The 13,484-nt window shown below is 66.1% G+C and carries 9 protein-coding genes and 1 pseudogene; 4 read left to right on the top strand and 6 right to left on the bottom strand.

The genetic code is table 11. From position 1 onward, the window contains the following. Positions 1-59 precede the first annotated feature (59 nt). From ASF00_RS18035 to ASF00_RS10835, 3 genes and pseudogenes are all read right to left on the bottom strand, one after another. Positions 60-1,020, bottom strand: a pseudogene (locus ASF00_RS18035) (glycoside hydrolase family 43 protein); the annotation flags it as partial. An 84-nt stretch (positions 1,021-1,104) separates the two neighbouring features. Then, complete coding sequence (locus ASF00_RS10840) at positions 1,105-2,907, bottom strand: IlvD/Edd family dehydratase (RefSeq protein WP_055878390.1); 1,803 nt, start codon at positions 2,905-2,907, stop codon at positions 1,105-1,107. A 28-nt stretch (positions 2,908-2,935) separates the two neighbouring features. After that, positions 2,936-4,081 (bottom strand): aldose epimerase family protein, encoded by a 1,146-nt coding sequence (locus ASF00_RS10835; RefSeq protein WP_055878386.1) that lies wholly within the window; start codon positions 4,079-4,081, stop codon positions 2,936-2,938. A 147-nt stretch (positions 4,082-4,228) separates the two neighbouring features. Here ASF00_RS10835 and ASF00_RS10830 point away from each other — a divergent pair, with 147 nt between their 5' ends. Further along, entirely contained in the window at positions 4,229-5,554 is a 1,326-nt protein-coding gene (locus tag ASF00_RS10830; RefSeq protein WP_055878385.1) for a sugar MFS transporter, read from the top strand. A gap of 25 nt (positions 5,555-5,579) precedes the next feature. Here the strand turns inward: ASF00_RS10830 and ASF00_RS10825 are convergent, their stop codons facing one another. After that, a complete protein-coding gene (locus ASF00_RS10825) occupies positions 5,580-6,344 on the bottom strand; it encodes a FadR/GntR family transcriptional regulator (protein WP_082463372.1) in 765 nt (254 codons plus the stop codon). A 167-nt stretch (positions 6,345-6,511) separates the two neighbouring features. Here ASF00_RS10825 and ASF00_RS10820 point away from each other — a divergent pair, with 167 nt between their 5' ends. Continuing rightward, positions 6,512-8,731: a ribonuclease R family protein gene (locus tag ASF00_RS10820; RefSeq protein WP_055878383.1), complete on the top strand. Its 2,220-nt coding sequence runs from the start codon at positions 6,512-6,514 to the stop codon at positions 8,729-8,731. A 4-nt stretch (positions 8,732-8,735) separates the two neighbouring features. Here the strand turns inward: ASF00_RS10820 and ASF00_RS10815 are convergent, their stop codons facing one another. Then, positions 8,736-9,893, bottom strand: coding sequence for a saccharopine dehydrogenase family protein (locus ASF00_RS10815; protein ID WP_055878380.1), 1,158 nt, complete (start codon positions 9,891-9,893; stop codon positions 8,736-8,738). Between the two features lie 100 nt (positions 9,894-9,993). Between ASF00_RS10815 and ASF00_RS10810 the strand changes: the two genes are divergently transcribed. Beyond that, positions 9,994-10,329, top strand: coding sequence for a TfoX/Sxy family protein (locus tag ASF00_RS10810; RefSeq protein WP_055878378.1), 336 nt, complete (start codon positions 9,994-9,996; stop codon positions 10,327-10,329). On the opposite strand, the gene ASF00_RS10805 is transcribed toward ASF00_RS10810, so the two are convergent. After that, a complete protein-coding gene (locus ASF00_RS10805) occupies positions 10,313-12,088 on the bottom strand; it encodes an ABC transporter transmembrane domain-containing protein (RefSeq protein ID WP_055878375.1) in 1,776 nt (591 codons plus the stop codon). The two genes, ASF00_RS10810 and ASF00_RS10805, sit on opposite strands and share 17 nt — an antisense overlap. A gap of 163 nt (positions 12,089-12,251) precedes the next feature. On the opposite strand from ASF00_RS10805, the gene ASF00_RS10800 reads away from it, so the two are divergent. Next, on the top strand, positions 12,252-13,484 hold the full coding sequence (locus ASF00_RS10800; protein WP_055878885.1) for a polyhydroxyalkanoate depolymerase: 1,233 nt from the start codon (positions 12,252-12,254) through the stop codon (positions 13,482-13,484).

The following is a 13,484-nucleotide window of genomic DNA, read 5'->3' as shown; positions in this document are numbered from 1 at the left end:
TAAATCCGCCTCGGCGCGGTGAACGGGATCGGCGTATTCGGCGCGAGGATATGCGGCTAGCCATCGGACCACGTTACCGGCAACAGGAAGGTCTCGCGGCCGATCGCATAGCGTTCGGCGCATAGGGGCGCGTTGCGAGAAACGTCGCCCACCATTCGCTGCTCTGGGTCTGGACGAACTGAACGTGACCCGCGGACGTTATTGGGTTGGGGCGATCCAGGCGCAGACCGCGGTGCGTCAGGATCGGGTTGTGCGGATAGGGTATGAACGGGCCGGTCAGGCGCTTCGATCGAAACACGACCTCGGAATGATTGTCGCCGGTGCCACCCTCGGCTGCGATCAGATAGCATACTCGTCGTGGCGGAGCAGATGCGGCCCTTCGATCCAGACCGGTTTGGTCGCCAGGTCGACGCCGCCATTGACGATCTGCGTGCTCGGCCCGACCATCCTGCCCGCGCGCCAGTCATATTCCTGCACCCAGATCGCGCGGAGCCCGTCATAGCGCGGCGGCTCGTTCGGCGCGCGGTTGTTGACGATACAGGCCTTGCCGCCCTCCCAATAGAGCGATGGGTCGATACCCTCGAACGGCAACCAGATCGCCTCTGACCACGGCCCGGCCGGGTCCTTCGCGGGAAACACGAAATTGCGTTGGCACGAGACGCAGGTGTTGACGATTTAGAACACGTCGGCGTGCCACGAGACGTCGGGTGCGAAGACGCCTTGCGACACGGCGCGTCCCGCCAAAACGAGCTGGCTCGGCCGCGATGTTGCGTTACCGATCTGTGGCCAATTCACCAGATCGGTCGACCGGAAGATCGGCAGCCCGGGGAAATGCGTGAAGCTGAAATTGCCGAGATAATAGTCGTTGCCGAGTCGGGCAATCGACGGATCGGGATAATAGCCCGCCAGGATCGGATTGCGGTATGCATTGGGCCCTGCGGCGACGCGCTCCTGCGACCGACCGTCATAGCTGAAGTCTTCGAAACTGGCGGTCTGCGCGCCGACGCTCGTCGTGAGCATCAGCGCGCAAAGGGCCGCCAAGGCGCGGAGTACGGATTGAGTCATGGCAGTATGCTGACATCGCGATCCGTACGCCGTTTGCGGTTAGTGGTTGTCGCGCGGCAGCCCCATCGTCTGGGCGATGCGCTGGTATTTCTCGGCACCCTCCAGGATCGCGCCGGTTTCCATCTGGCCGACGGTCGCCCGCTGGATTTCCTGCCAAGGCGTCTGTGAGCGTGGATAGGCATAGCCACCCGCTTCAGTCAGTGCACGACGGCGCTCCGCGAGATCGTCATCGGAGATCAGCACATTGGCGCTGCCCTGGCCGAGATCGATGCGGACACGGTCGCCGGTACGGATCAGCGCGAGCCCGCCCATCGCGGCGGCTTCGGGCGACGCGTTGAGGATCGAGGGCGAACCCGATGTCCCCGACTGGCGGCCGTCACCGATGCAGGGGAGTGCGTGGACGCCTTCGCGGATCAGATATGCCGGCGGGCGCATGTTGACGACCTCAGCGGCACCCGGATAGCCGATCGGACCGGCGCCGCGCATGAACAGCAACGTGTCGGTGGTGATCCCGAGCGAGGGGTCGTCGATCCGGTGGTGGTAATCTTCCGGACCATCGAACACGACCGCAGGGCCCTCGAACGCCTCGGGGTCGGCGGGATTCGACAGATAGCGTTCGCGGAACTCGGGAGAGATCACGCTGGTCTTCATGATCGCGCTGTCGAACAGGTTGCCGCGCAGGACGATGAAGCCCGCGTCTTCCTTCAGCGGCGTCGCGAACGGGCGAATCACGCGCTCGTCCTCGATCGTCGCGGTCCGGCAATTGTCGCCGATCGACTTGCCGTTCGCGGTCATCGCGTCTTCGTGGATCAGGCCCTGCTTGATCAGTTCACCGACCACCGCGGGGACGCCGCCGGCGTGGTAATAATCCTCACCGAGATATTCGCCGGCCGGCTGCAGGTTGACCATCAGCGGCACCTTGTGGCCGTGGGTCTGCCAGTCGTCGATCGGCAGCTCGACGCCGATGTGGCGCGCGATCGCCGAAAGGTGGATCGGTGCATTGGTCGAACCGCCGATCGCCGAATTGACGACGATCGCGTTGTGGAACGCCTCCTTGGTCAGAATGTCCGACGGCTTCAGATCCTCGGCGACCATCTCGACGATGCGCTTGCCGGTCTTGTACGCGACCTCCTGGCGGTCGCGGTACGGCGCGGGAATCGCGGCCGATCCGGGCAGCTGCATGCCGAGCGCTTCGGCTAGGCTGTTCATCGTCGTCGCGGTGCCCATCGTGTTGCAATAGCCGGTCGAGGGGGCCGACGAGGCGACGAGCTTGATGAAGCCCTCATCGTCGATCGCGCCGGTCGCGAGCAACTCGCGCGCCTTCCACACGATCGTACCAGAGCCGGTCCGCTCGCCCTTGTGCCAGCCGTTGAGCATCGGCCCCACCGACAGCGCGATCGCCGGGATGTTCACGGTCGCCGCCGCCATCAGGCAGGCGGGCGTCGTCTTGTCGCAGCCGATCGTCAGCACGACGCCGTCGAGCGGATAGCCGTAGAGCACCTCGACCAACGCCAGATAGGCGAGGTTGCGGTCGAGCCCGGCGGTCGGGCGCTTGCCGGTTTCCTGGATCGGGTGGACCGGGAATTCGAGCGCGATGCCGCCTGCTTCGCGGATGCCTTCGCGCAGGCGTTCGGCGAGCACGAGATGGTGGCGATTGCAGGGGCTCAGGTCGCTGCCGGTCTGCGCGATGCCGATGATCGGCTTGCCCGAGCGCAGTTCCTCGAGGCTAAGCCCGAAGTTCAGATAGCGCTCGAGATAGAGCGCGGTCATGTCGATATTCTCGGGGTTGTCGAACCACGCGCGGCTTCGGAGCGGCTGGGGGAGTTTTGGCATGTCGGTCATCGGGAAGTTCCTGGGGGGAGCGGTGGGGTCAGCGGGCGACGGAAAGGCGGTAGATCATCGCATGATGATAGGGCTTGCCGGGATCGACGCGCGCGGAGACGAAGTTGGGCTTGTTCGGCGAGTCCGGGAATTTTTGCGGCTCCAGCGCGATGCCGTCGCCCATCCGGTACAGATGGCTCTGCTTGCCGATATACGTGCCGTCGAGGAAATTGCCCGTGTAGAATTGCACGCCGGGCTCGGTCGTCAGCACTTCGAGCACGCGACCCGAGGTCGGATCCTCCAGTCGCGCGGCCAGCTCGGGCGTGGCGGTCAGGCCCTTGTCGAGCGCGAAGTTATGATCATAGCCCTGGCCATAACGGATCTGCTGGTCGCGGCCGTCGCGGATGCCCTCGCCGACGATTCTACCCTTGCGGAAGTCAAACACGGTCCCATCGACGGGTTGCAACGCGCCGGTCGGAATCAGCTTGTCGTCGACCGGCGTGATCGCCTTGGCGGGAATCGTCAGGCGGTGGCCGTAAATGCCGCCCACCGAGCCTTCGCCGGCGAGATCGAAGATTGCATGATTGGTCATGTTGACCACGGTCGGCTTGTCGGTCTTCGCATCGAAGGCGATGCCGAGATTGCCGGCTTCGTCGAGCGTGTAGGTCACGGTGACATCGAGGTTGCCGGGATAGCCGGCGTCGCCGTCTGGGCTACGATGCCCGAGCACGAGCGTTGCGATCGGGCCGCTTTTGACAGACATGACCTTCCACGCGGTCTTGTCGAAGCCCTGGCCGCCGCCGTGGAGCGAGTTCGTCTTGTCGTTCAGCGGCAGCTGATACGCCTTGCCATCGAGCGTGAAGCGACCGCCCGCGATCCGGTTGGCATAGCGACCGACCGTCACGCCGAAGAAGTTCGGATGGTCGACATAGGAGGCGAGGTCGTCATAGCCGAGCATGACATCGGCGATCTTGCCGGCGCGGTCGGGGCCCATCAGCGATTGCAGCGTTGCGCCATAGGACAGGATACGCGCGGTGACGCCGTGCGCGTTGCTGAGCGTGATCGCCTCGATCGCGGTGCCGTCCTTCAACGTTCCGGCGGGCGCGCGCTTCGCCTCCGCCGCATCGGCAGTATGCGCCGACAGCGCAGCCAGCAAGGTTGCCACGATGATCCCCGAGTTTCTGATTGCGCGCATTCCGCTTCCCGTCCTTAATCGCTTGACGCCGTTGACGCCGTTGACGCGCCTTGTGGGGCTATATAGTCGGACAACAGAAATTTGGGCAAGCCATGCGGAAAAAGTCTGTTGATCAGTCACCGACATGGCGTGGAGGATAGAGCGACTATGGCAATGCCGATACAGACCCAACATGCTGTCGGAGCGGGGGCTCCTTCCACGACGGGCGGGGCACCGAGCTATCGGTCCGCGCTCACGCTGCTGGCCAGCCTGTTCTTCATGTGGGGCTTCATCACCGTCATCAACAACACGTTGCTGCCGCACTTACGCAGCGTGTTCGACCTCAGCTATACGCAGACCACGCTGATCGAGAGCGTCTGGTTCATCGCCTATTTCTTCGCCTCGATCCCATCGGCCAAGCTGATCGAGCGGGTCGGCTATCAGCGCGCGATGGTGTTCGGGCTGGGCCTGATGGCGGTCGGTGCGCTGATGATGGTGCCAGCCGCGCGGTTGCCGTCCTACGGCGTCACGCTGGTCGCCCTGTTCGTGATCGCGAGCGGGATCACGTTGCTGCAGGTCGCCGCCAACCCCTATGTCGCCGTCGTCGGGCCGCCCGAGACCGCGTCGTCGCGGCTCAATCTGGTGCAGGCCTTCAACTCGGCGGGTGCGACGCTCGCGCCGCTGTTCGGCGGGTATCTGATCCTCGGGCGCTCGACCTCGGGCACCGCGGTTGCCGGGTCCACTGCGGTGTTGACGCCGGCCGAGCGACTCGCAGACGCGCAGTCGGTGGTGTTGCCGTATCTGATCGTCGCGGGCGTGCTGGTCGTGCTGGCCATCGTCATCGCGCGCTTCCCGCTGCCGGCGATGGGCTCGGCGACGCAGCGCTCGGCCAAGGCTGATCGCAAGGGGCTCTCGCTCTGGTCGCACCGCAACCTCGTGTTCGGCATCCCGGCGATATTCATCTACCTGATTGCCGAGATTGGTGTTGCCAATCTGTTCATCAACTTCGTCAGCCAGCCGCAGATCGGTAATCTGACGCACGAACAGGCGTCGCATTACCTGTTCATCCTGTGGGGCGGGATGATGGTCGGCCGGCTGCTCGGCAGCGTCGCGATGCGGACGATTCCTGCCGAGCGCGTGCTGGCCGGGGCAAGCATCGGCGCGTTCGTCGTGATGCTGATCGCGACGTTCACGACGGGGCATGTTGCGATGTGGGCGCTGATCTCTGTCGGTCTGTTTCACTCGATCATGTTCCCGACGATCTTCACGCTCGGCATCCGCGGGCTCGGACCGCTGACCGAGGAGGGGTCCGGGCTGCTGATCATGGCGATCGCCGGCGGTGCGCTGGTGATCGTTCAGGGTTGGCTCGCCGATACCTACGGGCTGCAGACCTCGTTCCTGCTGACCGCGGCATGCGAACTGTACGTGCTGTTCTACGCAGTGTGGGGGTCGAAGGTCACCGACGCGTTGCCCGATCCCGTCACGGTCCACTGAGACTTGCAGGGCGATGGGGTGCGGTTCAGCGCTCCATCGCCAGCTTGGTATCCTCCAGCGCCAGATCGACCAGCGTTCGCATCGCTGCGCTGGCCGCCGCGGCATCCCCCGCCGCGATCGCGTCATAGACCAGGACGTGATCGGGGATCGGATTGCGGGGCAGGGCCCGCGCCCGCTGCTTGAATTGCGTGGTCCAACTGACCGCAGCACCGATGCTCGCGCTCAGGACGATCAACGCGTCGTTGCGCGTCGCGGTCAGCACCGCGTCGTGAAATTCGCGATCGGCGGCGCGGCCGGTTTCGGTGGCAAGCGTGTGACGCCGCATCGCCGCGAGCGCATCCTTCATGATCTTCAGGTCGCTGCGTTCGCGGCGTTCCGCGGCGAGCGCGGCGGCGGCGGGCTCGACGATCGCGCGCAGCTCGAACAAACCGCGGACGAAGGCGATATCGGGCTCGCCGGCAAACGCCCAGGCCAGCACGTCGGGGTCCAGCAGGTTCCACCGGTTGCGCGGCAGGACGCGCGTCCCCGCCTTCGGCCTGCTCTCGACCAGCCCCTTCGCGGTCAGCACCTGCACCGCTTCGCGATACGCACTGCGCGACACGTCGAGCGTCTCGGAGAATGCGACCTCACCCGGCAGGACGTCGCCCGGCGGATAGTCGCCCGCTAGGATTGCGGTGCCCAACTTATGCGCGATCGCGCCATGAAGCCGCCGCCCCGTCCCGCGCGGCACCCGCGGCGTTGCAACCGGGGTCGATGCGGGCGCCGTTGGTTCTGCGATGGTCTTGGTCATGATTGCACTCCTGTAGACCTGCGTACCAGCCGATCTCGGCTGGCGAAACGGCAAACATCACCGCCCCGAGGTACGCTGATATGTCCGAGTAGATACTATGCCAAATCCTTGGGTTTCTACGTGATCGAACAGGTGACGGGAACCGGATGGCTCCCTATCTCTGATCCATGTACAAACCAAAAGCCGGTCTTCCGACGCGCGAGCAGATCCTCGACTTCATCGCCACCTCCGACGTGCCCGCGGGTAAACGCGAGATCGCCAAGGGCTTCGGGCTCAGCGCTCAGGACAAGATCGGGCTGAAGGCGCTGTTGAAAGACATGGCCGACGAGGGGCTGATCGACAGCGCCCCCGGTCGCGCGTTCCACAAGATGGGCGGCGTGCCGAAGGTCACGGTGTTGCGAATCGTCGATGTAGACGATGGCGGCAACGTCTGGGCGGTGCCCGAGCGGTGGGAGGCTGAAGGCGTGCCCCCGCCGCGGCTCCGCGTGCGCGAACGCAAGCGGGGGGCGCTGGGCGTTGGCGAACGGATCCTGGCGCGCACCGAGGAGGCCGGGAACGGCTGGATCGCGCATCCGATGAAGGTGCTCGCACCGGCGTCCGAACAGGTATTGGGCGTGCTGCGTGAAGACGGGGGGCGGCTGTGGCTGACGGGGGTCGACAAGCGCGAGCGGCGTGAGTTCGCGGTCGCGGATGCGGGCGGTGCGGCGCCGGGTGATCTGGTGCTGGCCGAACTCGCGGGCAAGCCGCCGAAGATCGCCGCGCGCGTCGTCTCGAAACTGGGTGATCCGTTTGCGGCGCGCAGCTTCTCGCTGATCGCGATCCACAAGCTGGGCATCCCCGACGTGTTTGCGCAGGAGGCGCTCGACGAGGCGGAGCGGGTGTCCAAGCTGCCGCTGGGCGAGGGGCGCGAGGATTTGCGCGACGTGCCGATCGTCGCGATCGATCCCGAGGATGCGCGCGATCACGACGATGCGGTGTGGGCGGAGGCGGACGACGATCCCGCCAATGCGGGCGGCTGGAAGGCGATCGTCGCGATCGCCGATGTCAGCTTCTACGTGCGGCCGAAATCGGAGGTCGATCGCGAGGCGCGGCGGCGCGGGAACTCGGTGTATTTCCCCGACCGGGTCGTGCCGATGCTGCCCGAGATCCTGTCGGCGGAGGTGTGTTCGCTGAAGGAAGGCGCGGATCGCGCGGCACTGGCCTGCCATTTGCGGATCGGCAAGGATGGATCGCTCAAGTCGTGGCGCTTCACGCGCGCGGTGGTGCGGATCGCGGCGAACCTGGCCTATGAAGAGGCGCAGGCGGCGATCGACGGTACGCTCGACCTCGATCTGACCGAATCCGTGCTGCGTCCCCTCTGGGCATGCTGGCAGTCGCTCGCCAAGGCGCGCGATGCGCGGGCGCCGCTCGATCTCGATCTGCCCGAGCGCCGGGTAGTGCTCGACGAGCAGGGGCGGATCATGTCGGTTTCGCCGCGCGAACGGCTCGACGCGCACCGGCTGATCGAGGACTACATGATCGCCGCCAACGTCGCCGCCGCCAAGGCGCTCGAGGCGAAGAAGGCGCCGGTGATGTATCGCATCCACGAGCCGCCGAGCCGCGAGAAGCTGATGGCGCTGAAGGAGTATCTCGACACGTTCGACGTGCCGTTCGCGCTGGGGCAGGTCGTCCGCCCGGCGACGTTCAACCACATCATCGAGCGGATCGGCGATGCCGACTTCCGGCCGCAGGTGATGGAGCAGATCCTCCGTACGCAGACACAGGCCTATTATGCGCCGGGCAATCATGGGCATTTCGGGCTCAGCCTTGGCAGTTACGCGCACTTCACCTCGCCGATCCGGCGGTATGCGGATCTGCTCGTGCACCGCTCGCTGGTGTCCGCCTACGGGCTAGGCGAGGGCGGGTTGCCGGCAGACGACGCGGCCAACATGGAGTCGGTCGGCGAGATCATCAGCCGGCTCGAGCGCCGCGCGATGGAGGCCGAGCGCGATACCACCGATCGCTATGTCGCGGCGTTCCTGTCGGAGCGGGTCGGGCAGGTGATGGATGTGCGCATCACCGGCGTGACCAATTTCGGCTTCTTCGCGACGGTCGAGGGGATTGGCGGCGACGGGCTGATGCCGGTGCGCGATCTGGGCGGCGAGTACTTCCGCTTCGACGAGGGCGCACGCACGCTGACCGGCGAGCATAGCGGCGACGTGTTCGCGCAGGGGCAGGCACTGGAACTGCGGCTCGCGGAGGCGAACCCGGTATCGGGGGCGCTGCGCTTCGAGATGCCCGAGGGGAAGGGGGCTGCTCCGCCGCCGCGTGACGGGCGCAAGCCGGTCCGCCAGATTAAGCACCGCGGTCGGCCCATGAACATCCGCCACCAGGGAAAGCGGCGGTAGAGCGTCAGCCGACGGTGAACGTCAGCCCCGCTTTCGCCACCAGCCGGTCGCGCAGAACCGTCCCCATCAGCGCGCCCGGTGTCCATATGCCGCCGTCGCCGCTCACGTCCTGGGCGAGGCACAAGGCGGCCTCTGCGATCATCTTGCTGGTCGAACCGTAACCGGGATCGCGATCGCCGGTGACGACCGCGTCGATCCGTGCGCCATCGGGCATGATGCCGACGAACAACAGGTCGTAATGGCCGGCGTCGCGCTCTTCTTTCGACGGACCCTCGCCCGGCTTCGGCCCCTTGTCGCCCGCGAACGGATTGAACTTGGCGATCGCCTCCGCGGCCATCTTGCCCATGTCGCCCAGCCCTGCGACCATCATCTCGTCATAGACGAAGTCCGCGCCATACGCCTCGCCGAGCAGGAAGTTGGTGCGGTGGACGTTCTTGGTATTGATCGGTGCCATCACGAACGGCGCGACCCAGGCCGAGAGCGTCGTGTCATATTCGGGGAGAAGCCCGGTCGGCTGGTGCGGCCCCTGGAAGCCCGGGGTCAGCGCGAACGGGCTGGTCAGCAGCTTGACGATGCCGGGATCGCGCGCGGCGGCGGCGAGCGTCGCCTTGAGGCTGGCCGCGGTGCCGCCCGAGAACGTCCCCTGCATTGTCCGCACGCGACCTTTCACGCGGGGCGCGGGGATGCCGTATTTGGCTTTTGCCGCGTCCTGCAACGTCAGCACGCCGAGATCGAACGGGATGCTGTCGAATCCGCACGAGAAGACGATCCGCGCACCGGTGCGCGTCGCCTCGCCCTCATGCGCGTCGATCATGTGGCGCATCCAGGCGGGCTCGCCGCACAGATCGACATAGCCGGTGCCGGTCGCGGCGCACGCGGCGACGAGTGCGCTGCCATAGAGTTGGTACGGGCCGACGGTGGAGATCACGACGGTGGCGCGCTCCGCCATCGCGCGCAGGCTGGCGGGATCGTCCGAATCGGCGGTGACGAGCGGCGTGTCGGCGGGCGCACCGATCAGATCGCGCACCTCCTGCAACTTCGCCAGCGACCGGCCCGCCATCGCCCAGCGGACACCGCTCGGATAGGTCTGAGTCAGATATTCGGCGACCAGCCGACCGGTAAAGCCCGTCGCGCCATAGATGACGATGTCGAAATCGCGCATATCCGCCTCCTGTTTGCGCCGGTTCTGCGCTCCTGCTCGTGGCATCGCAAGAGAAACACAGTGACTCGCCAAGGCTGCGTCGATCTGCGAGCATCGCTAAATGGCCTCCGATCGCAAAACCGTCGCGTTCATCGTCGAGCAGCTCGCAGCAGCGGGCGACGTCTCGGCAAAGCCGATGTTCGGCGAATTTGGCGTCTATTGCGACGGCAGGATGGTGGCGTTGATCTGCGACGACCAGCTGTTCGTGAAGCCGACCCCCGGCGGCCGTGCGTTCGCAGGCGCGATCGACGAGGGGGCGCCCTATCCGGGCGCGAAACCCTGCCTGCTGGTCGACGCCGATCGCTGGGACGACGCCGACTGGCTTGCCGAACTCGTCCGTATCTCGACCGCGGAACTGCCGCTGCCAAAACCCAAAAAGGCTAAGCCGCCTCGTTGAACTGGAGGCTGGCGAGCCGCGCGTAGAGGCCGCTGTTGGTCATCAGCGCGCCGTGCGAGCCCTCCTCGACGATCTGCCCGTCGCTCATCACGATGATCCGCTCCGCCGCGCGCACCGTGGCGAGGCGGTGTGCGATGACGAGCGTGGTGCGGTTCGCCATCAGCCGCTCGAGCGCCTCCTGCACCAGCCGCTCGCTTTCGGCGTCGAGCGCGCTGGTCGCCTCGTCGAGCAGCAGGATCGGCGCATCGCGGAGCAGCGCGCGCGCGATTGTCACGCGCTGGCGCTGCCCGCCCGACAGCCGCGCGCCGCCCTCGCCGAGGAACGTGTCGAGCCCCTCGGGCAGCTTGCGCAGGAATTCGGCCGCGTTGGCGGCCTCGGCGGCGGCCCAGAGCTGGTCGTCGGTCGCGGTCCAGTCGCCGTAGCGCAGATTGTCGCGCGCGGACGCGCCGAAGATGATCGTCTCCTGCGGGACCATCGCGATCCGCGCGCGCACTGCGGCGGGATCGGCGTCGCGCAGGTCGACGCCGTCGAGCGTCACGCGGCCCGCATCGGGATCGTAGAAGCGCTGGACGAGCTGAAACAACGTCGTCTTGCCTGCGCCCGAGGGACCGACGACCGCGACCGTCTCGCCCGGCTTGATGTCGAGCGAGAAGCCGTTGAGCGCGGCGACGTCGCGGCGGGTCGGGTAATGGAACTGGACGTTCTCGAACGCGAGCGCGCCGCGCGGCGGCAGCGGGAGCGCGACCGGGGTGGCGGGGGCGGCGATCTCGGGCGTCTCGCGCAGCAGTTCGGACAGTCGCCCGGCGGCGCCGGCACCGCGCAACAGGTCGCCATACACCTCGGTCAGCGCGCCGAACGCGCCTGCGACGATCCCGCCGGTAAGAACGAACGCGGCGATCGCGCCGCCGCTGATCCGTCCGGCGGCGACGTCGATCGCGCCCTCCCACAGGACCAGCGTGATCGATCCGAAGACCAGCCCGATGACGATCGCGGTCATCACCGCGCGCAGCAGGATGCGCGCGCGCGCCGCCGCGAAGGTCGCGCCGACCGCATCGGCGAAGCGGATCGCCTCGCGGTCCTCCTGGCCGAACGCCTGCACGACCTTCATCGCGCCGAGCGTCTCGGTCGCGATCGAGCCGACATCGGCGACTCGGTCCTGCGAGGTGCGCGAGTAATTGCGCACGCGTTTGCCGAGCAGTGCGATCGGCAGGATGATCAGCGGGATGCCGATCATCAGCATGCCGGCGAGCTTCGGCGAGATCGCGAACAGATAGATCAGCCCGCCGATCCCGGTGAAGGTGTTGCGCAGCGCGATCGACACGGTGCTGCCGACGACCTGTTCGATCAGCGCGGTATCCGAAGTGAGCCGCGAGGCGATTTCGGACGGGCGATTCTCCTCGAAGAAGCGCGGCGTCAGGCGAAGCAGGTGGCGCTGCACGGTGGTGCGAATGTCCGCGACGACGCGTTCGCCGAGCCACGAGACGTAATAGAAGCGCACCGCGGTCGCCAGTGCGAGCACGACGACGATCATCAGCAGATAGTGGAACGACGTGCCGACCGATCCGCTGGCGCCAGGGCCGAAGCCGCGATCGATCACGCGCTTGAAGCCATAGGGTATGCCGATCGTCGCCGCGGACGTGGTCATCAGCGCGAGGCCGGCAAACGCGATCTGGCGCGGATAGTTGGCGGCGTGGCGCCATACCATTGCGAGATCGCCGATCCGGCGGGACGTCTTCTCTTCGGGGTTCGGCTTGGCCATGCGGCACCGCCTAGCAGCCGTGGGGGTGCCGCTCAACGACAACCACCGTGCGCGGTGGCCGTGGAGACAGTTCGGCCTGACGCGATAGGTAATGATCGCGCGTTGCGCTGCGGCGCTTTTGCGTTACGACCGTTATAGCCTATATAAAGGCGAAGGATACCGCATGCTCTACGATGCTTACGAATTCCAACGGTCGATGATGTCAGGTGCCAGCAAACTGGCGAGTTTCGGCGCGGAAATGCTCAACAATCCGGCAAACCCATTCGCCTATTTAGGGGGCGGGGCGGTGATCGGATCGGCGCTGGAGGTGTTCGCACACGCGAATGCGACTCGCGGAAAGCCGGCGTTTGGGCTTGACCGGACGGTCATCGACGGGCGTGAGGTCGCGGTGCGCGAGGAGATCGTGCTGCGGAAGGATTTCGGCCAGCTGAAGCGGTTCGTGCGGGACGGCGTCGAGGGCGGCCCCAAGCTGCTGATCGTCGCGCCGATGTCGGGCCATTACGCCACGCTGCTGCGCGGGACGGTCGAGCGGATGCTCCCGTTCGCGGACGTCTACATCACCGACTGGCGCGATGCGCGCAGCGTGCCGTTGTCGGCGGGCCGCTTCGATCTCGACGATTATGTCGATTATTTGATCGCGTTTCTCGAGCAGATCGGCGCGAACGAGGGGCAGGGCGGGACGCACATGCTCGCGGTCTGCCAGCCGTCGGTACCCTGTTATGCCGCGGCGGCGCTGATGAGCGCGGACAAGAATCCGTGCCGGCCCAAGACGCTGACGATGATGGGCGGTCCCGTTGACACGCGCGAAGCGCCGACCGCGGTCAACACGCTGGCGACCGAACGGCCGCATGCCTGGTTTGAGCAGAATGTGATCGCGACGGTACCGGGCAATTATCCGGGTGCGGGGCGCAAGGTCTATCCCGGGTTCCTGCAGCTTGCCGGGTTCATGTCGATGAATTTGGGCAACCACATGGTCTCGCATTGGGAGATGTATAAGCATCTCGTCCAAGGCGACGATGCGAGCGCGTCGCAGAGCCAGGATTTCTATGAGGAATATCGCTCGGTCTGCGACATGACCGCGGAATTCTATCTCCAGACGATCGATGTGGTCTTCCAGACCCACGCACTGCCGCGCGGGATCCTGACGCATCGTGGACGGCTCGTGGATCCGGCGGCGATCACCGATATCGGGCTGCTGGCCATCGAGGGGGAGCGCGACGATATTTCAGGCCTGGGCCAGACCAAGGCTGCGCTGACGCTGGCGACGGCGTTGCCGGATGCGAAGAAGCGCTATTTGATCGCGGAGGGCGCAGGGCATTACGGCATCTTCAACGGTTCGCGCTGGCGCGACAAGATCGCGCCCGTTGTCGAAGAGTTCATCACCGCGAACGGGTGA

Origin of the sequence: Sphingomonas sp. Leaf34, assembly GCF_001421805.1 — a bacterium.
GTDB lineage: Bacteria > Pseudomonadota > Alphaproteobacteria > Sphingomonadales > Sphingomonadaceae > Sphingomonas.
This window is presented reverse-complemented; position numbering and strand designations above follow the sequence as displayed.